Origin of the sequence: Dialister sp., from assembly GCF_047832375.1 — a bacterium.
Taxonomy (GTDB): Bacteria; Bacillota; Negativicutes; order Veillonellales; family Dialisteraceae; genus Dialister.
In genome coordinates, this window is record NZ_CP181256.1 from 1,898,883 (window position 1) to 1,920,079 (window position 21,197).

Consider the following 21,197-nt stretch of genomic DNA (forward strand, 5'->3'; position numbering starts at 1 on the left):
ATTCAAGGCCGCAGGCCTATTCTACTCAGAACTTGAAATCCTTCGGCATAATCATAAACCGGGTCTGTTTTTCAATATCGTCATACCGGATCCAGGCATAGAAGGAATGAAGATCCCTGTAATAGGTCCAGTACCGATGATTCAGGATACCATTCACCGTATCAATAGACCAGGCCAGGCTCACTGCATCCCGCGGCGTCACCTGCCACCGGAACCCCGCATCCACCGGTTTTTCACTGCTGTAGGTATCATAATTATAAGGCGTATATCCTTTGATATCACGGTCTGTATAATAAACCCAACCAGCAAGTGGACCATATCCACCAGATAATCCCAGCGAATAATAGCCATTCCGCCGGATATTATGACTATAGCCATAATAATCTTTTGCATATCCCGCTTTCCAGCTGAAATTCATAAATTTACCGATATGCCATGGGTCTCCTGAAATGTAGGCATCAAATCCCTTATATGATCCTTTAGTATTATTTTCAGACCAGTACCCAGCTTCACCAGAAGCTCCCACATAAAAGCGGGACTTCCCGATATAGAAATGGTTAGAATCAAACTCTAATGACGGCCGTTTCTTGACCCAGATACCGCCATCATCGTTGGTAGAACTTTCCTCTTCGGCATAATGGAAATTCAGGCTGCCCACAGGTGTACGGTACCGAAGTCCCATATCCGGCTTATATCCGGACTTGGTGTACCATTTATTTTTCATGTAAAACAGGAAATCCGGATTCTTATCAATAGGTATGGCGATTTCATTATGGAGTCCCATGCCGTTATCACTATCAAAGACAGGCCGCGGGATAAGGGACCACAGGCTGATTGCCCCGTCATCTTTCTTCAAGGACCCGGTATAAGTGGATAACGTAATCAGTGTGGTATTCTTCGCCATGAGTTTCACATTGTGAGCCGTATAGTGATCATTGGGGTAAATATCAATGGATTCGGCTTCGATCCGATAGTCCGGCACCTTAGCCACTGCATGTTTCGTGGTAAAATATCCCTTCTCTACCACCAGCTTATTGGCATTTCGGTCATAGACACCATTAGCCCCTTTGAAGTAGTAGGTATCTGCTTCCCAGCCATCCATTTTCTCAAAGCGGCCTATCGACTTCGTTGCATCGTAGTCTGCCCGCTCCGCTTTTAACCGGGTCGTCGGGTTCACCCAGTGTACCTCACCGGGAATCACATACTTTTGGGCAATCGTATTCCCATAGAGATATTCGGTCTGGTAGGTATCGAGCATATGCTTGATAACCACTTTCCCCATAGCATCCACATCACCGGTGGTATCGTTATACCGCATTCGGTCCGCCGTCACATACATGGGGTTCTGGGGTGATATACTGTTGTCCACCGGTTCCTTATCCTTATCGGATTTCTTTTTATCCGAAGTCCCGGATGACGGCTTATTCTCCGTTACCATCTCATAGGAAGCCATGGGACGGGCTACCCCTTTGGCATCAAAAACCAAAGGCGTCTCCTCGGTACCGCTTCCCGTTTTGACAGCAGCCGGAGCCACTTCTTCTGCCTCTGCCGGTATGGCAAGCAGGGCTGCCAGTACAAAGGGGATCAGGATTCTGATATCGTTTTTTTTCATTTAATTATTTCTCACAATCACCACAGAAGGCTCTTCATCGGTTTTCGTACTGCCGGCAGTAGAAGTTCCGGCGGCTTCCGTTGTCTTATCCCGGACAGACTCCAGTTCTTTCTTGGCTTTTTCATCCATGGAATCTGCTTTCCTTTCCGCAGCTGCAGCTGTTTTGGCTGTTTCTTTTCCTTCAGTCTCTACTGCATCCTCTTTAACAGATGCACCATCTACCGGAGCTGCTGCCTCAGTCTTATTATCTTCCACCGCCTGGTTGGCCGCGGCGGTCCGGGCAATATGTTTTCTCAAAACCGTATTGGGGGCGCCATTTGTGAGAACCAGGCCTTTTGTTGTAACTGCTTCCTGGGTTTCAATATACAGGGTACTCCCGGCAGGAAGGCTCACATCTTTACCTTTAACGAAGAAACCGCCAACCAGACCAATGGGCCCTAAAGCCAATGCACCAATGGTGGAAGCGCCGACTGCCGCTGCCTCCATCTTCAATTTTTCCTTGGCTTCCGGTCCGAGCACCGTAGGAATGACTTCGTCATCTACGGAGAAAACCTGGTCAAAAGAAACATCCAGTGCGCCGCTGCGGCCAAAGCTCTTCGGACGGCTGACCTTGGTCACAACACCGCTTCCCTGAGAGCCTTTGGGCAGTACCAGTACATCTCCCACACTTACATCTTCCTGTACCGTAAACGTCACCGGATCCCCTACCTGGTTTGTCTTGCTGCTTACATCATCATTCAGGGAAATCTTAAATACCGTATTGGCTGGAAGTTCCACACTCTTCATTTCAAAATGCTGGTCACCATATACCGATTTTTCCAGATTGGCCATGCGCTGGTCCAGGGCGCCTTTCTTTTCCGTACCGTAAACCTTTGTTTCCAGATCTCCCACCCTTGTCTTCAGGGCATCCGTTTTAATCTCATCGGTCAGGTAATATTCCATGGCATTCACCTGTGTTGCCATGGACGGGGTCGTATCATCATCATTTCTTACTACATCCGTATACAGGTTGGTAATCCGGTTATCTAATCCACTGGCAGAGGTATTTCCATTACCATAAATCAGGTTATCCGCATTATCGACCCGACTGATTAAAGAGCCTCCCTGGGCACTGCCGTAAATCACTTCATCTACCCGGTCAATGCGGTCAGACAAAGTTGCCGGTTCTTCCGCAAAAGCCGGTGCTGTCAATAAAAGTGCAATTCCTGCTGCCAGTAATGCTTTTTTCATCATAAAATCATCCCCCAATTATACTTTCACGTCAATGACCGCTGATACACCGACTCCCTGCACCCTGCTGAAGGATGAAGGATTTGTACTGTCCATAGGAATCAGGCCTTTAATCCGGAACAGCTTGTCATTCCAACTGATTTCCAACTGCCCCACGGCTTTCACTTTTTCTACCTGGTCCGCATCCCCAATGACCTGGGCTGCACCAATGTAACCATTATTCCCAATGCTGACAATGGGGACCACCTTCGTTGCATAATTGGTACCGGCCCCTTCTTTCATCATGACAGAGTTAATGGCACTGTTAATGGATTCTCCATATTTAGAAACAAGGAATCCAATGCCCCCGACTTTAACTACGCCGCCAAGGACACTTCCCAGACTAAATGCACTTACATTCATCATAGCCCCTGTCCCCAGCAGTGATGCTGCCAGGACGCAGACGGCCAGCCGTTTTAATTTCATCAGTGAATCCCCCTTAAGCGAAAATCCATCTTATGAATCTTTATTCCAGACAAGTCCGAATGAAACAAATGGGGAAGCCCCATTTTCACGCTTTCTGATTTTGCCTATAATTAACTTTATTATAAAGTAAAAGCCCCTGCGGTGCAAACAGAAAGGCCATAAAAGCTGAAACAGGGTTCTAAAAACGCCCCGCAGACAATTGCGGTTTGTCGAGCTGTTGTATCATGCGCTGATGGGTAGCGTCATTCGCACGGAGCTTCTAGCTGCTAGCTCCTGGCTTCCAGGAAAGCTGGCCAGCCTACGGCACGAATGACTGACGGAAATAACGGAAAGAAAGCGCCGCAGGCGGATCAGCCTTCCTAACAGCTAGCCGCTAGCAGCCTCGTGTGAGTGACTCTACACGCAAGCATACTAACCGCTAACCCCAACAGCTCGACGAACTGAAATATTTCCACCAATCTATCAGGCAAGCAAAAAGTGATGGCTGGAGCCATCACTTTTTATGAAACTTATTTATTCTTTGCTTCCCGAAGGGCTTCAAAACTTCCTGGCTGGGCCATAACCTTTGGCTTCTTCAGCTGGTTGTATGCCTGGATCATCATGGCACATTCCACCCGCTTTTTCTGGATTTCGCAGGTAATATGGTAAGGCTTATGGATATCGCCGGCGAAGGCTTCATTGTTGGCATGGCAGCCGCCGGAGCAGAAGAATTTTGCCCAGCAGTCCACACATTCCGGTTTTGTGAATACGTGGTTGGCCCGGAAATCATGCATCATCTTCATGTTTTTCAAACCTTCATACACATTGCCCAGTACATAGCCTTCCCGGCCCACAAACTGGTGGCAGGGGTAAATATCCCCATTCGGTACGACCGCCAGATATTCATGGCCGGCGCCGCAGCCCCGGAGCCGCTTTGGCAGGCAGGGACCTTTCCAGAGATCCATATTGAAATGGAAGAAGAAGAACGGTCTTCCCTCCTCTTCCCGTCTGATAAAGAGCTGGGCCAGGCGGTCATATTCTTCCTTTACCCTGGGCAGGTCTTCCTCTTTAATGGAGTATTCTGCCGTATCTTCACCTACCACCGGTTCCATAGAAACCGCTGGGAATCCGTGGTCAAGCATATCTTCCACGTCGGTCGTGAAATCCAGATTGTATTTCGTAAAGGTACCGCGTACATAGTATTCTTCCCCGTTTCTGTGGGCCACGCAGTACTGGAGATTTTTCACAATCTGGTCATAGGTTCCATTCCCATTCACATCAGGCCGCATGCGGTCATGCATTTCTTTCCGTCCATCCAGGGAAAGGATAAGACTGATGTGGTTATCAGTCAGATACTTTACTTTTTCTTTATCCAGCAGCATGCCATTGGTGGTGAGGGACATCTTGATTTTCTTATGATGTTTCTTTTCCTCTTTATGAACATAATCAATGGTCTGCTGCACCACATGCCAGTTCATCAGCGGTTCGCCGCCAAAGAAATCCAGTTCGCAGTGTTCCCTGGGACCGCTATGGGCAATAAGGAAATCTACCCCCCGTCTTGCCACATCAAAAGGCATGAGCATACGCCACTGGCCATATCCGCCCTGTCCTGCAAAGCAGTACTTGCAACGGAGGTTGCAGTCGTGGGCGATATTGAGGCAGAGGGCCTTGATAATCGGCCTGTCTTCAATGGCCATTTTATAATTCGGATCCATCGGAGCAAAGAGGACCTGTTTCTTAATGAGATCATCCAGATCATCCATGACCTCATTCAGTTCCTGTTCCTCATAATCCCCTTTCAGGTTAGCAAGCACCATATCCCGATTCTTGCCATTATAAAATTCCAGGACTTTATATGTTATATCATCTACCACATGAACGATGCCGCTGTTGACATCCATGACAATATTCATGCCATTCTGGCGGAAACGATGAATCATGGGCTTTACATTATAATCCATGAATACTCTCCTTTTTTAATACGAGCCCCCCGGAGCCGTTTGTGACTATCGATTACAAAACATCGAAAGAAATTTAAAAGCCCCCGGCCTTATGGCCAGGGGCTGGGCCGTCAACTCAGGCTCTCTTTGCTTCTTTCGCTTCTTCCTGTGTTGTGCAGATCAGGTTTCCGATGGTGCAGCTTGTCTTGCAGGCAGACTGGCAGGAAGTCTGGCATTCACTGCAGCCTTCAAATTTAATGGAATCCTGCAGGGAAGAATGGTTGATTGTAACGATATGTTTGGACATGATGTCACCTCCCAGAAACTGTTGTCTGAATTAATCATATCATAGGGGTAAGGGAAAATACAAGTAAAAACTGATTGATAAAAATCACAGATCCATAAATGATTTTGTCTGCCTATAGTGAAACCTCACTGACATATCGAAAAAGACTTATTCAAAATACAATAACCTGAAGTACCTACCGACAGATTAAAGCAGATAATACAAACCATACATGGCTCCCAGTGGGATTAAAGTCATTCCTACAAGAGCAGTAAGACACCCTGTTTTCTTTCCATGAATAGAGAACCAATCATCGGCAATGCGGTTCATTTCCTTGTATTCCCGTTCCAACCCCTGAATCAGACGCCACAGTTCCCGGCAGTCTGCTTCTGTAAGGGCTTCATCTTCATTTTCTTCTACTACCTGGTTTTCTTCCTTTTCTCGCTCTTCCTCTTCCCGTCGAGCTTTTTCTTCGGCCTCCTTCATCTGATCCTTAATATGGACCTTCCAATTGCCGGAGAAATCTTCTTCCTTGTCCTCTTCTTTCTTTTGTTCCTCTTCCTTCTTTTCTTCTTTCTTTTCTTCTGCAAAAGCCCCGGTCTCTTCCCCTTCATCCACGGCCTTCAGCAGTTCGTCCTTCAGTTTCTGGATATCCTCTGTATACTTATGGATTGCCGCATCCCAAAGGGTATAGTCCAGTTTTTTCTTCATATCATACATGGTTCCGGAAGTGGCCTGCTGGAACAGGAACTGGGTATTGTCCATGTCTGCAAAAATTTCACCCACCGCTCCCTTATGCTTGAATTTAGATTTGCCCACCTTCACATAGTACATAAAGGTACCGATGTGGGCTCTCAAATTACCAATGGGGCTTTCCTTGGCATGATTTCTATCAAAAAATCCCATGAATGTTCTCCTTGCCTGCTATATGAATAAATCAAATCTTTCTAACCATTATAAATGCAAAGTGCCTGGCGTGGCAAGATAATTCAAATTGCGGTTTGTAGAGCTGATGGGTTTTGCATGCTGACGGGTAGAGTCACTCGCATGGAGCTCCTAGCTTCTAGCTGTTAGCTGCTAGGGAAACTGGCCCGCCTGCGGCGCTTCCTACCTGTTTCCATCAGTCATTCGTGCCGTAGGCGGTTAATCTTTCCTGGAAGCCAGGAGCTAGCAGCTAGAAGCTCCGCACGAATGACTCTACCCATCAGCGCCAAACCCAACAGCTCGACAAACTGCAATATTTTAATTACCAAAGCGCCTCGTAGCCATTTTCCATGATGACGAGACCTACTCCCATTGCTTTCATGAGAGAAGACAGACAGGGCAAGTCACGGAGGAAAAGATCGGCCTGCCTGTTGTCCTTTTCCAGGAGGATTCGTCCCTCCACCTGGGTTTCTTCAGGAAGTTTTAACTCATCCATGAGCTTGGCCCCATCTATGACCGCCAGATGGGTAAACGTACGAAGTACCGCTGCAAGCAGGGAATCCCCGGACTCCGGTATTTCCAGGACCCGAAGGAGAGAATAGCCCTGCTCTCCCTTTTCTGCATCATACAGGAGCAGGGAAGGGCGTCCTGTCTGCTGGTAACGGCTTCCCAGGAAAAGAAGGTCATCAGAAAGCACCTTGCCAAATGGCGGAAGGACCTTCTGCTTACGAACATTTCGGAACATATCGTTTTTCATCAAAAATTCTGCCCGGCTTCCTTCAATGCGGCGATACAGTCCCCTGGGCAGAGTCATCCAGATTTCCCGATGATGTAAAAGCCATTCTGCCAATACTTTACTATAGGGCTCTCCAGTATCCGATGTGATCCCCATACAGTTTATATAAGATTTCTGGTACAGCGATTCAGGATGGCTGCTATCCTTCTCTAAAAGAGTAAGTAGTTCCCCCTTTGTATACCGTCCGGAAATAGAGAGTCCCAAATTAACAGGGGACAGATGGAATCCATGGAACAGGTAAAGTTCCGACACTCCCAGAAGAATCCCCAACCGTTTCATGGAAAGAGATACAATTTGTTTCTTTACAAGGCCATAACGTTCATTGGATGCACCTGTTACCAGACCTACCGCTTTCACTGAAAAGGGGCTATGCACAGAGAGGGCATCCTCCAGGAGGTGGGTATTCACAGATTCCTTCCACGACCAAAGCCGGAGCAGCCGACAAAGGGGCTGTTCTTTGTTTGATTCCGGCTGCATGGAGAAAAGTGTTAACACTTTACCGCTTTTATCCATAGTAGAGAAGTCAAAATGCCCCCATTCCAAAGTCCTGCTGTCTTTCAGAAATACTGCCATATCCACAGGGACAGACTGGGCAAAAGTTTCCTGTGAGAGAATCCCGGTCAGCAGCCGGCTCCCCCCTTTAGCTTCTTTAACCACTGTCCTGTACATGGACCAGTTGGTATCAGACTTTACCATATCTCCTGCATGATCCAGCAGGAAAGGCAGAATTACCTCTTCGTAGGATTTCCCTGTATCCTCGGTAATACCTGTCTGCCTGATATAATCCTTTGTAAACAATAAATCCGGATGTTGGAAATCTTTTTTCAACGTTTCCAGTAATTCCGATTCCCTATAGCCCATAACTGTCACCTCATTTATATCTTATATATTAACACACCTGAAAACAGGAAATTCGCTTTTTCATCCCCCCTATTGTCAGTCATACATCTACTTTTGGAATTCACCTCAATCCATCAATCTACACCATATGGGCAGAACTGGATAAATGGGTAAATAAGTAAGGAATTGTGCACAAACAATATTTACATTTTAATTGATTAAAAGTGTAAAAAATGCTATGCTGATGCCAAGGAGGAAATCAGCATGGTTAAAGAAGTCCCTGTAGATAAAATCAATAAGATGCTTCCACTGCTTAACGAGGCGCAGAAACGAGTATATCTGGCCTCTGAAGCCGAAGCACTCGGCCACGGTGGAATTACTGCTATCAGCAAAGCCACTGGCGTATCCCGGGTAACCATAACGAATGGCATAAAAGATCTGAATTCTGAACATCCCTATTTATCTCAAGATGCACCTTCCCCTCGTATCCGAAGGGAAGGCGGCGGTCGTAAGCCCATAGAGGTTACTCAGCCGGGAATTATAGAAGCACTTGAAAGCCTTATGGAAAATTCCACTTTTGGAGATCCCCAAGGACCTTTGCGTTGGACGACAAAGAGCCTGCGTAACCTCGAAGCGGAAATGAATGCCCGTGGTTATAAGATTAAATATCGTAAAATCGGATACCTCTTGAAAGATATGGGTTACAGCCTCCAAATCAATCAAAAAATGAACCAGGTTGGAAGCCAGCACCCAGACAGGGACGCACAGTTCCGGCACATCAACGAAACTGCTGAAGAATACATGGAAAACGGGTTTCCTGTTATTTCCATAGACTGTAAGAAAAAGGAAAACATTGGAAATTTCAAAAATAGCGGAGCCGAATATGCCAAAAAAGGAAATCCGGTAAACGTTCTTGACCATGACTTTCCTCTTCCTGACAAGGGAAAAGCTGCTCCTTACGGCGTTTACGATATTGCAGCCAATGAAGGGTTTGTGAATGTGGGAGTAAGCTCAGATACTGCGCAGTTCGCAGTGAATTCGATCCGCTCCTGGTGGGATGAGATGGGTAAACCACGATATCCTGAAGCAACCCGTCTGTTAATTACGGCAGATGGTGGTGGAAGCAATGGAAGCCATAGCCGGCTTTGGAAATTTGAGCTGCAAAAATTTGCTGATGAAAGTGGCCTTGAAATCGAAGTCTGCCACTTCCCGTCCGGAACATCCAAATGGAATAAAATAGAGCATCGACTATTCAGCCAAATTACAAAGAACTGGCGAGGCCGTCCTTTGGAAACGCTTGAAATTATCGTTAATCTGATCGCTTCAACAACTACCGATAATGGGCTTGTGGTTCGGTGTAAAGCGGATACCGCAGTCTACCCTAAAGGCACTAAAGTTTCTGACAAGGAATTTGCTGGCATTAATCTGTTAAGGAATGAATTTCATCCTGATTGGAATTATGTCATCAGGCCATCATATGAATAGCTTAATAATGCACAGATCCTAAATGGTAAGTAAGTGAAAAAACTTTGTAAAAAATCCATGTCAAGCATTTTTGAAAATGTCCCGAGAATTGTCATTTAATAGCCCCGCAATAGTGGGGCTATTTTGAGTGGTTAGGCCAGTATGTTACTAAAATATGTTACGCGATGCAAGTTCTTCTGGATCTTGTCTGGAATGATGCGGTCTTGTAAGGACGTAATGACGGAAAGATGCCTGCTTCCATGGGTGACTCATCGGTGGAATCCAGTGTTTCTGAGGCTTTGGTTTGGTATAGTCAGCATCAAGCTCAGGAGATTTCTTCTGGCGCAAAGGGATGGCTTCCAGCGCGTAGATACTGGTATCGTTAACACTGCAGTAGAGTTCGCCGTTGAAAGCCCGTATGACTAGTACTTTGGTTCCGCTGGCATAATGCACCTGATGGCCTTCTGAATCAAGCATACGATAGTACTGACGCTGGAAACGGATGCAGTGGCCTCTGTCTACCGTACGGCCTGTAAGTACAGCCAGTATCAGGTTGATCCTCTCATCTGACGGTTGCGTCACAAAAGCTGATTTGGTACTATTGGGGGGAAGTGCAAACTTTGCATTGAATTCTTTTAGGTAGGACTTGAGGAATTCATTGGCGTCTGCAATAGTCGTGATGCCTGCCTGTCTCAGCTCAATCGGCAGGCGCGACTGCAGCGTCTCATTGAGCCGCTCAACCCGGCCTTTGGCCTGTGGTACGCTGCTTGACTCAAGGTGTATCCCCAGTTGCCTGCAAGCGTAACCGAACTGCGTATAGGTATCCTCGTCGATGGACGGGGATCCTTTTTGTTTGTAAATGAACACAGTGCGTTTATCCGTGAAGATTTCCACAGGGATTCCGTAATCTTTGAGAGTCTGCCAGAGGACATGGTAATAGCCGTTCAGGGTCTCCTGGGTGTCAAAATAGCCGCCAGTCACGATGCCAGTAGCATCATCAATGAAGAGGTGGAGATGCCAGATCTTCCCGGGAACCCATTCATATGGAGTGGCATCACCCTGCAGCTGTTCCCCAAAGTAAGCATGCCGTGGACGCCGGCTGTGGGCATCTTCAGCAGCCACAAGATTGACTTGTATTTCCATCTGCTTTTTCTTGGATTTCGTGTTGCTTTTCATTGCTTCCAATTTCCTCCTGATCCGTTTTCTTTTGGCCCGTGTAGCCTTAGGAGAGAGAATAAAGGCTGCCTCAAGAATGGAGGCTACAGAGGAAACGGAGACATGGATATTCTCATGTCTGTCCAGAAGTTCGGTAAAGTGGGTAAAATTGATGCAGTAGCATCATCAATGAAGAGGTGGAGATAGATCTTACTCATTCTGTTCCCCAAAGTAAAGGGCCAAGATTGACTTGTAATCTTTTTTCTCGTGTTGCTTTTCAGTGAGGCTTGAGAGAGTGTTGAATGGAGGCTACAGAGGAAACGGAGACATGGATATTCTCATGTCTGTCCAGAAGTTCGGTAAAGTGGGTAAAATTGGCGCCATAGTACTCATTCTGGTAAAGGGCCACAATTTTTTCTCTGAGTGAGGCTGGAAGTGTTGTTACGGGCTGTCTACCCCTGTTCCCGTGGACAAATGCTTTACCTTCCTGACGATAGCGCAGGATTAACCGGTTTACGGTGCGGACAGTGCACCCCAGCCGGACTGCTGCTGCGAGCTTGTTGCCATCTGGATGATTAACAAGAGATTTGATTGTTTCATATTTGAACTGCTCGTCCATCGTTAATTCAACCTTTCTGATAAAAATTCCTCCCATCACTTGCGTTAAGATTGTGATGAGATTATACCATGACTGGGACATTTTCATTTGTGGTTACTTGAGACAATATCACTTGTGGTTCATAAGTGAAAAAACTTTGTAAAAAATCCATTGACAGATTTCGGAAGTGCTGGTATAATCAATTACGTTGTCGGGGCATAGCGCAGTTTGGTAGCGCACTTGGTTCGGGACCAAGGGGTCGCAGGTTCAAATCCTGCTGCTCCGACCATTTATGCGGGTGTAGCTCAATGGTAGAGCGCCAGCCTTCCAAGCTGGTTACGAGGGTTCGATTCCCTTCACCCGCTCCATTTTTTATCCGCCGGAGCGGATTTTTTACACGAGACTCAGATTTGACAAACCGAAGTTCCTCGAGTAATATATATATGTTCATGCCGGTATAGCTCAGCTGGTAGAGCGACGCATTCGTAATGCGTAGGTCGCAGGTTCAAATCCTGTTGCCGGCTCCAACGCAGGAAGGGCTGTGAAATGGATTTATCCTTTCACGGCCTTTTTCATTGAATGAAATTTCACCGATTTCAGTTTGTCGAGTTGTTAGAGCGAGCGGTTTGGCATGCTGTTGGACAGAGTCACTGGCACGGGGCTGCCAGCTTTTAGCTTCTAGCTGCTAGGAAAGCTGGCCAGCCTGCGGCGCTTCCCATCCGGTATTTCCGCCAGTCATTCGTGCCGTAGGCTGTAGAGCTTTCCTAGTTGCTAGCCGCTAGTAGCTAGAAGCCCCCGCGCGAATGACTCTATCCTTCAGCCCCCTCAACAGCTCTACAAACCGCAATTTGTATAACAACAGGACTACCATCACATGGAAAAACACTTTGATATCAACCGCGGCGGATTCAGTATCCGCAGTAAACTCATCATCAACAGCAACGATAAAAGTACCCGTTCTTTTGAGGATGTGGTCATCGTCACCCACGGATTCGGCAGCAATAAGGAAACCGCCGGCACCCTCCACTTTGGGGAACACCTGACATCCAAGTACAAAGGCTTCGCTGTCATCGCCTTCGACTGGCCCTGCCACGGCATGGATGCCAGGAAAAAGCTGACCTTGGAAGAATGCCTCACCTACCTCACCCTGGTGGTGGAATATGCCAAAGAAGAACTGGGCGCCAAGCGTGTGTATAATTACTCCTCCAGCTTTGGAGGCTACCTCACCCTCCGTTACCTCATTGAAGTAGGAAATCCTTTTACCAGAATCGCCCTCCGCTGCCCGGCAATCCACATGTACCAGTCCATGATGAGCTACCTCTCAGAAGAGGATAAAGTGAAGCTGCAGAAGGGCAAAGAGATTTCCGTAGGCTTTGAGCGGAAGATGAAAGTGGACCAGTCCTTCTTTGATTCCCTGAAAAACTTTGACGTCATGGATCATGAATACTTTGACTTTGCGGACGACATGCTCATCATCCACGGCACAAAGGATGAAATGATTCCCATTGAAGACTCCCGGGCCTTTGCGGAAAATAATGTAATCGAGTTCGTCCCCATCGAAGGCGCCAACCACCCCTTCCAGAATCCAAATCACATGGCCCTGGCCACCCACAAAATCATAGAATTCTTCCATGGAGAATAAAAAGGAAGCAGCCGAAAGACTGCTTCCTTTTATTTTGGATTTCCAACGGACCTGATCAGTAGTCCTCATCCCAGGCATTGATGTAGACCGGTTCTTTTTTCATCATTTCCTGCTGTTCCTGATTGAAATGTTTCTTCAGGATCACCGCTTCATAGACGAATTCCCGGAAATAATCTTCGGAACATACGAAGTATCCATTATCCCCTACGTCCTTGCCCCAGGAATTTTCTATTTTCCAGCGGTCCGGTTTTCCTTCTTCATCCAGGTGGACCCCGGTGAGAAGCATGGCATGGTTGGCGGAGCTGGCGCTGTATTCCAGACGCTTTCCTTTCTCCATGGCCGTGGAAAAACCGCCGAGCAGGTCTTCATACCGCACGGTCCTCGGGTCCCAGACCCCGTCTTTTCTTGCTCCCGCGGCACCGGCGTCGCAGGCGAACCAGATGGCCTCTCCCGCCTTCAGCTGGGCAATGCAGAGGTCTTCCATTTCCTTCTGGGTCAGGTTCAGACCCTTCATATCATGGCCTGTCATGTTTTCCACCGCATGGAAGGCAATCACTCTTCCCGTGGGTTTATCAAAGGTGGGCTCATTGATGACCGCCATGTAATCCCGAAGGGAAAGCCCAACATATTTCTTATAGAATTCCCGGGGCGTCAGATGACGGTCCTCATGGAACTCGTTGTCCTTATTCCGATAGGTAAAATCAAAGGTTCCCACAGGCCTGCCAAAGGCAATGCATTCTGCCTTGTACACTTCTCCCATCATTTCTTCTTTCCGGGGATAGGGATCTTTCCCTTCCGATATCAGCGTCCGAAGTTCCATGGCATCCTTGCGGAGCAGCCGGTTCAGGGTATCCGTAAAACGGTCCGTATGGCCGGACTGATAGGTTTCCGGCTGTACCTGCTTCGGCACGACGCCGTACTTTTCGATGAGGTCCACCGCTTCCGACCAGTAGCCTCCATCGGTCATGCCCCGCAGAACGTACTGCATGAGCTGCCCCTTGATGGGAGCTTTCGGATTTTCGATGACCATTTCCAGGAAATTATTGGCCTTTTCCAGTTTGTCATAGAAGGAAAGGTAATTCTGGGACAGCTCGAACTGTTCCAGGTGGCATTTCTCCGCCACCTTTTCCCGAAGGATATTGAGAGCTGCAAAGAGCCAGCACCGTCCGGACTGTTCCTGGGCCGTAATGCCCTTCGTCTTCACTTCAATAGTAAAGGGCCCCTTCAGCAGGGCTCCCTCCGACACATCATAGGCCAGGTCCATCATCGGCGTCTTCGCCAGGGCCGAATGAAGAACCTTCGCTTTTTCGTCAGATTCATAGGATTCACGGAACTTTCTAAGCAGTTCCTCTGTTATCTCTTTCATAAATGACCTTCTTTCCGGTATGTGACTATTGCAGTTTGTCGAGCTGTTGGAGCGGTGCTGGTGGATAGAGTCATTCGTGCGAGCTTCTAGCTTCTAGCCGCTAGCTTCCAGGAAGGCTCTACAGCCTACGGCACGAATGACTGACGGAAATATCGGGTGGGAAGCGCCGCAGGCTGGCCAGCTTTCCTAGCAGCTAGAGGCTAAAAGCTGGCAGCCCCGTGTGAGTGACTCTACGCGCAAGCATACTAACCGCCAACCCCAATAGCTCGCAATACTGAAATATCCTTACTTCTTCCCTATTTTCCATGCCCGGCGGGCGATTTCTATGACCGTCTCACAGGCCTTTTCCATGGAATCCAGGGGGAGATACTCAAAGCGGCTGTGGAAATTGGCACCGCCGGTGAAAAGATTCGGGCACGGAAGGCCCTTGAAGGAAAGCTGGGCTCCATCAGTCCCGCCGCGGATGGGAAGCTCCACCGGAGTGACTCCCGCTGCCTTCATGGCAACCCTTGCCAGTTCCACAATATCCATGTGCCCCTTCTCGATGATATCCATCATATTGAAGTACACATCGTTCAGTTCCACCATCACCGTACCTTCCCCGTATTTCTTATTGAGGAAATCCGCCATGGAGAGAAGGAAATATTTTCTCAACTGAAACTTTTGGGAGTCATGGTCCCGGACCAGCATGTCCAGGGTGCACTCTTCCACGGTGCCCCGGATTTTGTAGACATGGAAGAACCCCTCCCTGCCTTCCGTACATTCCGGCTTCTCCCCTTCCGGCAGCATGGTCTGCCACTCGGAAGCGATGGAAATGGCATTTACCATTTTCCCTTTCGCATCCCCCGTATGAACGCTGCGACCGCGGATGGTAACCACAGGATTGGCGGCATTGAAATTTTCATACTCCAGTCCTCCCAGTTCACCGCCATCCACGGTATAGGCGAAATCGGCGCCAAAGGCCTTCACATCGAATTTCAATGGGCTTCTTCCTGTCTCTTCATCCGGCGTAAAGGCGATGCGGATTTTCCCATGCTTCACTTCCGGATGATGCAGCAGATACTCCATGGCACTCACAATGGCCGTTATCCCCGCTTTATCATCGGATCCAAGAAGAGTGGTGCCGTCGGTGACCATAATATCCTGGCCTTCGTATTTTCTGATTTCCGGAAAATCCTTTACCGAAAGGACGATCTGCTTATCTTTGTTTAAAAGGATATCCTTCCCGTCATAATTTTTCACAATCCGGGCATGTATGGGGCCGCCAGGGGCATCGGGGCTCGTGTCCATATGGGAAATAAATCCCACCGTGCTGCCTTCCTCTCCATTGGCCGAAAGGGTAGCCATGACATAGCCATTGTCATCCACTGTCACATCCGAAAGCCCCAGTTCTTCCAGCTCTTCCTTCAGGTGTTTTGCCAGCACCATCTGTCCCGGCGTACTGGGGCAGACTTTGTCATTTTCTTCGTCGGACCGGGTATTACAGGAAATATAATCCATGAACCGACGAACCAGTCTATCTCTGTCTAATTCCAAAAAATCATCTTCTTTCCGGGGAATCTACTGATCAATAGATTCCCCCGCACTATGTGACCATCATATACCAAAACCCGGGTTCTTGCAAAAAGGGACTGTTCCGTGGCTGCTGGTATACGATTCGCAGTGACACGGATTGTAACTCTTACATCATTCAAATTGCGGTTTGTCGAGCTGTTGGAGCGATGCTGATGGATAGAGTCATTCGTGCGGGGGCTTCTAGCTTCTAGCCGCTAGCTTCCAGGAAGGCTCTACAGCCTACGGCACGAATGACTGACGGAAATACTGGGTGAGAAGCGCCGCAGGCAAACCAGCTTTCCTAGTAGCTAGAAGCTAAAAGCTAGCAGCCCCGTGCCAGTGACTCTATCCAACAGCATGCAAAACCGCTCACTCTAACAGCTCGACAAACTGAAATATCGCAGTGCCATATCCTTCCATCCCAATAAAAAAATCCCGCTTTCGCGGGATTTTTTTATTGTTCATCAGCCTACGATATTCAGAGCATATTCATTGTACTCTTTTTCAAGGGCTTCAGACTTCTTGGAGATTTCAATCTGCAGGTCAGAAGCGGTGTCATAGTCGTCCGCTTCCAGGGCTGCTTTCAGTTTGGAGCAGAGGCACTTGCCGCTCTTCGTATCTTTGATGAGTTCGAATTTCTTTTCGCGGATAATATCCCACCGTTCTTCGTCCAGGTCATCTTCGCTGTCCAGTTTCTTGAAGCCCTTTACCAGAGCTTCGGTGGCCGGAATGATGCGGTCGATGAGTTCATTCTTCCAGCGGTAAACGATGGAAGCAACGAAGGAATCAACGATGGTGGCATTGAGGCTGCCGCCAGCTTCGATGACGCCCACCTTGTCCGGATTTGCTTTCATGGTCTTCACGTTTTCCCAGACAGTTGCCGGCGGTTTACCGAAGGCAGCGTCCCGTTCTTCCTGGGTGAAGTCTTCGAATACGTTATCTTCGCAGCGGTATGCCCTGCCTTCTTCCAGGTAATCCGCCTTTTCTCCCGGTTTCTTGGACAGTTCAGCCAGGAGATCTGCCGGCGTCTTTCCGGAGGTTACGGCGTAGGTAATGCCGTCCAGGGAGGACAGGAACAGGCAGGATGCAGCAAGATAGGTATTGGTGAAGGGGTTCGGTGCCCGAAGTTCGAAACGGGTAGCCTTCGGGTTGTCGATATCCCTGACGAGGCCGATGAGGATGGTCCGGTTACGGGACGGAACAGCCGGGTTGTGGCCCAGGGAAGTTACGATGCAGACTGGTGCTTCGAAGCCCGGTTTCAGACGGTTGAAGGCATCGGTGGTGGAAGATACGAAGGGGTTCGTAGCTTCATAGTTTTTCAGGATGCCCATGATGAAGCCATAGCCGATGGTGGAGAGGAAGTCTGCCTTCATGTCAGTGGGGGCCAGGAGGTTGATAGTCTTGCCGCTCTTCAGGGTAGCGCAGATGCCTACATGGGTATGTTCGCCGCTGCCGGCTACACCGATAATCGGTTTTGCCTGGAAGGAAACATCGAGGCCATATTTGCGGAATACTTCACGGATGATAATGCGGGCTTCCAGTTCATTGTCGCAGGCCTGGAGCGGGTTCATGGAGAATCTCCAGTCCAGTTCCAGCTGTTCACAGACATCTACCGTATGGCCGGCATCGTCCACCTTCGGTTTGATGCCCCCTACTTCTTTATGGCCCATTTCCACACTCATGCCCCGGGCATCGAGCTCTTCGATGGCTTCTTCCATGGCGGTACGGACATTGCCACGCATTCTCTGCCAGTACTGTTCCTGGAGTCTCTGGGAAATGGAAAGATGCTGTACCGTTTCTGTTTCGCTCGGTGTCTTGACCCAGAATTCCAGTTCCGTACCGATGGTAAATCCGATATCTGCAATATCTTCAAAAGGCACATCTTCCATGCCTTTGACTTTCTTGCCGCCAGCCAGGAGACCCTTCAGCTTTCCGGCCACGTAAGCGCAGGAATCTTTGAGAATGGAACGGGAATCGATAAATTTTCCGTTGTGCAGCAGGAAACAGGGAATACGGAGTGTGCCTACGGGGCGGCCGTTATCATAAATGTTACCTTCGTTGTAGTCAATGTACCAGTTCACGCTGGGATCTGCCACCATATCCACCCGGGCATCATTCAGGGTAGCAATGTTCATGAGAACTACGGAGGAGCCATCGGTCTGGACTGCAGTGCCTGCAAAGAAGTCATCGTAGTTCTTCAGGAACAGTTCGATCGGCACCTTTTCATCGGTGTCGTTTCCGGCCAGGTCGATGCCTACCAGAGATACGAAACGGATTTCCGGATGGGTTTTCAGAAGGGAAAGTACCCCTTCTTTGCCGAATTCGCCGGTTGGAATGTAATACAGTAAGTCCTTGTTCATGTTGAATTCCTCCTAAAATAAAATATTTTTGACCATTTATAGATATCCGGGAAACTGTCCCCCTTTGGGAGAGCTTCGAAATCCGGTCTTTGCCGCTTTCTCAGCCCTGTCCTGCTTCCGGGAATCCCAGAATGGAATAGCGGTACTGTTCTTTCCATATGTCCATGACCCTGCCCCCTGTGCCTCTTTATAAAATAGAAAATGACCCATTCTTTAATAAGAATGGGTCATCATTGGCCTGATGTTCAATTATAGATCAATTTCAGTCCAGGATATTCAGTGCATATACATGATATTCCTGTTCCAGGGCCTGCGCCTTCTTTGCCATTTCCAGCTGCAGGTCCGACGCCGTATCATAGTCACCGGCTTCCAGCGCTTCTTTCAGGCGGGTGCAGATGCATTTTCCATCATCCGTATCCTTGGCCAGTTCAATGCGCTTCGCTTTGATGGCTTTCCACCGTCTTTCATCGATCTTATCATCGTTATCCAGTTTTTTATAGCCCCTCACGGCTGCTTCGGTGCCCGGAATGATCCGGTCAATCAGTTCATTCTTCCAGCGGTACACGATGGATGCCAGGAAGGAGTCCACAATCTGTTCAGAAAGGATGTCGCCTTTAGTAATGACTTTCACCTTATCCGGGTTCGCTTTCATGATCTTCACATTTTCCCAAACCGTTGCCGGCGGTTTACCGAAGGCCGCATCCCTTTCTTCATCGGTGAAGGCTTCAAATACATTTTCTTCACAGCGGTATGCCCTGCCCTTTTCCAGATAATCCGCATCTTCTCCGGGTTTCTTGGAGAGTTCTGCCAAAAGTTCTGCTGCAGATTTATTGGATTTCAGCGCATATTCGATGCCGTCCAGTGCCGTGAGATAGAGGCAGGAAACGGCGAGGTACGTATTGGTGAATGGATTCGGTGCGCGGAGTTCGAAGCGGGTAGCCTTCGGATTGCCGATATCCCGAATGAGGCCCATGAGAATGGAACGATTTCTGGAAGGAACTTCCGGCGTATGGCCCAGGGAAGTTACAATGCACACCGGCGCTTCAAAGCCCGGTTTCAGGCGATTGAAGGCATCGGTTGTGGAAGATACGAATGGATTCGTAGCTTCGTAATTGTTGAGAATCCCCATGATGAAACCGTAGCCAATGGTGGAAAGGAAATCGGCCTTCATGTCTTCCGGAGCCAGGAGATTGATGGTCTTGCCGTTTTTGAGGAGCGCCGCAATACCTACATGGGTGTGTTCACCGCTTCCGGCTACGCCGATAATCGGCTTTGCCCGGAAAGATACGTCCAGTCCATTCCTGCGGAACACTTCTCTTACAACGATTCTGGCTTCCAGTTCATTGTCTGCAGCCTGCAGAGGATTGGTGGAGAAAAGCCAATCCAGTTCCAGCTGTTCGCAGACGTCAAAGATATGGCCTTCATCGTCTACCTTCGGTTTAATGCCACCTACTTCTTTATGGCCCATTTCCACGTGGAGTCCGCGGGCGTCCAGTTCTTCAATGGTCTGTTCCATGGCGGTACGGACATTCCCCCGCATCCGCTGCCAGTACTGTTCCTGGAGGCGTTGGGAAATGGAAAGGTGCTGTACCGTTTCCTTTTCACTGGGCGTCTTCACCCAGAATTCCAGCTCCGTGCCGGTGGTAAATACGATATCCTGGATCTCGGAGAACGGGAAATTTTCCATATCCTTCACCTGGGCATCCAGAAGAAGTTTCTTCAGCTCCCCTGCCACATATTCGCAGGAGTTTTTCAGGATAGAACGGGAATCAATGAACTTCCCGTTGTGAATGAGGAAGCAGGGAATCCGGAGTGTTCCTACGGGCTTTCCATTATCCTCTATATTTTCATCGTTGTAGTCTACATACCAGTTGACAGAGCTGTCAGCCACCATATCCACCCGGGCATCATTCAGAGTAGCAATATTCATGAACACCACGGAAGAGCCATCGGTCTGTACCGCTTTACCGGCGAAGAAATCTTCATAGTCCTTCATGAAAATCTCGATGGGAATCTTTTCATCGGTGTCATTGCCTGCCAGGTCGATGCCTACCAGAGACACAAACCGAATTTCCGGATGCTGGGCGAGCAGGGAAAGTACCCCTTCTTTACCATACTGGCCGGCGGGAATGCAGTACAACAATTCTTTGTCCATTTGAGTCCTCCTATAGACTTACTTTGTTTTCACCATTTTTTCATATTTATAAATCCCTATCTGTTTCAAAAGAAAATGACCCATTCCCATAGGAATGAGTCATCTTTGACGCAGCATATGAACTTATGTAACAAGGATACACCACGCGTCTTGCTTTTGTCAAGCTTTTGAAGCTCAAGCAAGCAGTTTCCTGACGATCTGGTTGACCATCTTTCCGTCTGCCTTACCTTTAAGCTTCGCCATGACAGCTTTCATCACAGAACCCATATTTCTCTGCCCAGGATCCATAGCGTCGATAATGGCTTTCACAGCCTTCTCTACCTCGTCTGCAGACATTTCTGCCGGCAGGTACTTTTCCAGTACTTCGATTTCCGCTTTGGTCTGTTCAACCAGGTCTTCTCTTCCGGAATCCTTGATTTCAGCAAGGGTTTCTTTCCTCTGCTTCACTTCTTTCCGGAGAACGGCAAGAACCTGATCATCATTGAAGTCCGCGTGTCCGTCGTCGATTTCGGCCTGCCTGATATGAGCACGGGCCATGCGGATCGTGTTCAAAGCAAGCTTGCCTTCTTCTCTCGCCTTCATGGCTGTCTTCATGTCAGCCATAAGCTGTTCCTTAATTGACAAAACTAATCACCTTACAACCTGTCATTACTTATACTTACGTTTTCTTGCGGCTTCAGATTTCAGTTTACGTCTAACGCTGGGCTTTTCATAATGTTCACGTTTTCTTACTTCAGAAAGAACCCCGGCTTTTTGGCAGGAACGTTTAAATCTGCGAAGAGCACTATCAAGAGATTCGCCCTTTTGAACTTTGATCTCAGACATCTTTAT

The 21,197-nt window shown here is 48.3% G+C and carries 17 protein-coding genes and 3 tRNA genes; 5 read left to right on the top strand and 15 right to left on the bottom strand.

The annotated features are described in order from the left end of the window. Positions 1-25: 25 nt before the first annotated feature. From ACFWUL_RS07595 to ACFWUL_RS07625, 7 genes are all read right to left on the bottom strand, one after another. Positions 26-1,612: a hypothetical protein gene (locus ACFWUL_RS07595; RefSeq protein ID WP_416176870.1), complete on the bottom strand. Its 1,587-nt coding sequence runs from the start codon at positions 1,610-1,612 to the stop codon at positions 26-28. Further along, on the bottom strand, positions 1,613-2,845 hold the full coding sequence (locus ACFWUL_RS07600) for a hypothetical protein (RefSeq protein WP_297041602.1): 1,233 nt from the start codon (positions 2,843-2,845) through the stop codon (positions 1,613-1,615). 15 nt (positions 2,846-2,860) lie between these two features. Beyond that, complete coding sequence (locus ACFWUL_RS07605) at positions 2,861-3,307, bottom strand: hypothetical protein (RefSeq protein ID WP_297041604.1); 447 nt, start codon at positions 3,305-3,307, stop codon at positions 2,861-2,863. Between the two features lie 509 nt (positions 3,308-3,816). Beyond that, positions 3,817-5,247, bottom strand: coding sequence for a thioether cross-link-forming SCIFF peptide maturase (scfB, locus tag ACFWUL_RS07610; protein ID WP_416176871.1), 1,431 nt, complete (start codon positions 5,245-5,247; stop codon positions 3,817-3,819). A 115-nt stretch (positions 5,248-5,362) separates the two neighbouring features. Next, positions 5,363-5,533, bottom strand: coding sequence for a six-cysteine ranthipeptide SCIFF (gene scfA, locus ACFWUL_RS07615; protein WP_296100395.1), 171 nt, complete (start codon positions 5,531-5,533; stop codon positions 5,363-5,365). A gap of 186 nt (positions 5,534-5,719) precedes the next feature. After that, positions 5,720-6,418, bottom strand: a complete 699-nt coding sequence (locus ACFWUL_RS07620) for a hypothetical protein (RefSeq protein ID WP_297021339.1) — start codon at positions 6,416-6,418, stop codon at positions 5,720-5,722. A gap of 340 nt (positions 6,419-6,758) precedes the next feature. Next, entirely contained in the window at positions 6,759-8,093 is a 1,335-nt protein-coding gene (locus tag ACFWUL_RS07625; protein ID WP_416176872.1) for a hypothetical protein, read from the bottom strand. A 243-nt stretch (positions 8,094-8,336) separates the two neighbouring features. On the opposite strand from ACFWUL_RS07625, the gene ACFWUL_RS07630 reads away from it, so the two are divergent. Next, positions 8,337-9,557, top strand: coding sequence for an ISAzo13 family transposase (locus tag ACFWUL_RS07630; RefSeq protein ID WP_416176873.1), 1,221 nt, complete (start codon positions 8,337-8,339; stop codon positions 9,555-9,557). 147 nt (positions 9,558-9,704) lie between these two features. Here ACFWUL_RS07630 and ACFWUL_RS07635 read toward each other — a convergent pair whose 3' ends face one another. Both ACFWUL_RS07635 and ACFWUL_RS07640 read right to left on the bottom strand, forming a co-directional pair. After that, positions 9,705-10,865 (bottom strand): ISNCY family transposase, encoded by a 1,161-nt coding sequence (locus ACFWUL_RS07635; RefSeq protein WP_416178122.1) that lies wholly within the window; start codon positions 10,863-10,865, stop codon positions 9,705-9,707. Between the two features lie 103 nt (positions 10,866-10,968). Further along, on the bottom strand, positions 10,969-11,397 hold the full coding sequence (locus ACFWUL_RS07640) for a hypothetical protein (protein WP_416176874.1): 429 nt from the start codon (positions 11,395-11,397) through the stop codon (positions 10,969-10,971). 104 nt (positions 11,398-11,501) lie between these two features. On the opposite strand from ACFWUL_RS07640, the gene ACFWUL_RS07645 reads away from it, so the two are divergent. From ACFWUL_RS07645 to ACFWUL_RS07660, 4 genes are all read left to right on the top strand, one after another. Next, a tRNA-Pro gene (locus ACFWUL_RS07645) sits at positions 11,502-11,578 on the top strand. 5 nt (positions 11,579-11,583) lie between these two features. Then, positions 11,584-11,657, top strand: a tRNA-Gly gene (locus ACFWUL_RS07650). Positions 11,658-11,740: 83 nt separating this feature from the next. Further along, a tRNA-Thr gene (locus tag ACFWUL_RS07655) sits at positions 11,741-11,816 on the top strand. A 347-nt stretch (positions 11,817-12,163) separates the two neighbouring features. Further along, on the top strand, positions 12,164-12,931 hold the full coding sequence (locus ACFWUL_RS07660) for an alpha/beta hydrolase (RefSeq protein WP_416176875.1): 768 nt from the start codon (positions 12,164-12,166) through the stop codon (positions 12,929-12,931). Positions 12,932-12,986: 55 nt separating this feature from the next. Here the strand turns inward: ACFWUL_RS07660 and ACFWUL_RS07665 are convergent, their stop codons facing one another. The 6 genes from ACFWUL_RS07665 to rpsU all read right to left on the bottom strand — a co-directional run bounded on the left by ACFWUL_RS07665 (position 12,987) and on the right by rpsU (position 21,191). After that, complete coding sequence (locus tag ACFWUL_RS07665; protein WP_297020801.1) at positions 12,987-14,297, bottom strand: aminopeptidase C; 1,311 nt, start codon at positions 14,295-14,297, stop codon at positions 12,987-12,989. Between the two features lie 285 nt (positions 14,298-14,582). Beyond that, a complete protein-coding gene (gene pepT / locus ACFWUL_RS07670) occupies positions 14,583-15,833 on the bottom strand; it encodes a peptidase T (RefSeq protein WP_416176876.1) in 1,251 nt (416 codons plus the stop codon). Positions 15,834-16,315: 482 nt separating this feature from the next. Continuing rightward, positions 16,316-18,211, bottom strand: a complete 1,896-nt coding sequence (locus tag ACFWUL_RS07675) for a glutamine synthetase (protein ID WP_416176877.1) — start codon at positions 18,209-18,211, stop codon at positions 16,316-16,318. A 262-nt stretch (positions 18,212-18,473) separates the two neighbouring features. After that, positions 18,474-20,366 carry a glutamine synthetase gene (locus ACFWUL_RS07680; protein WP_416176878.1) on the bottom strand — a complete coding sequence of 631 codons (1,893 nt, stop codon included), beginning with the start codon at positions 20,364-20,366 and terminating at the stop codon, positions 18,474-18,476. A 174-nt stretch (positions 20,367-20,540) separates the two neighbouring features. Next, on the bottom strand, positions 20,541-20,969 hold the full coding sequence (locus tag ACFWUL_RS07685; protein WP_297020790.1) for a GatB/YqeY domain-containing protein: 429 nt from the start codon (positions 20,967-20,969) through the stop codon (positions 20,541-20,543). A 45-nt stretch (positions 20,970-21,014) separates the two neighbouring features. Beyond that, positions 21,015-21,191, bottom strand: a complete 177-nt coding sequence (rpsU, locus tag ACFWUL_RS07690) for a 30S ribosomal protein S21 (RefSeq protein ID WP_008858603.1) — start codon at positions 21,189-21,191, stop codon at positions 21,015-21,017. Between the last annotated feature and the right edge of the window lie 6 nt (positions 21,192-21,197).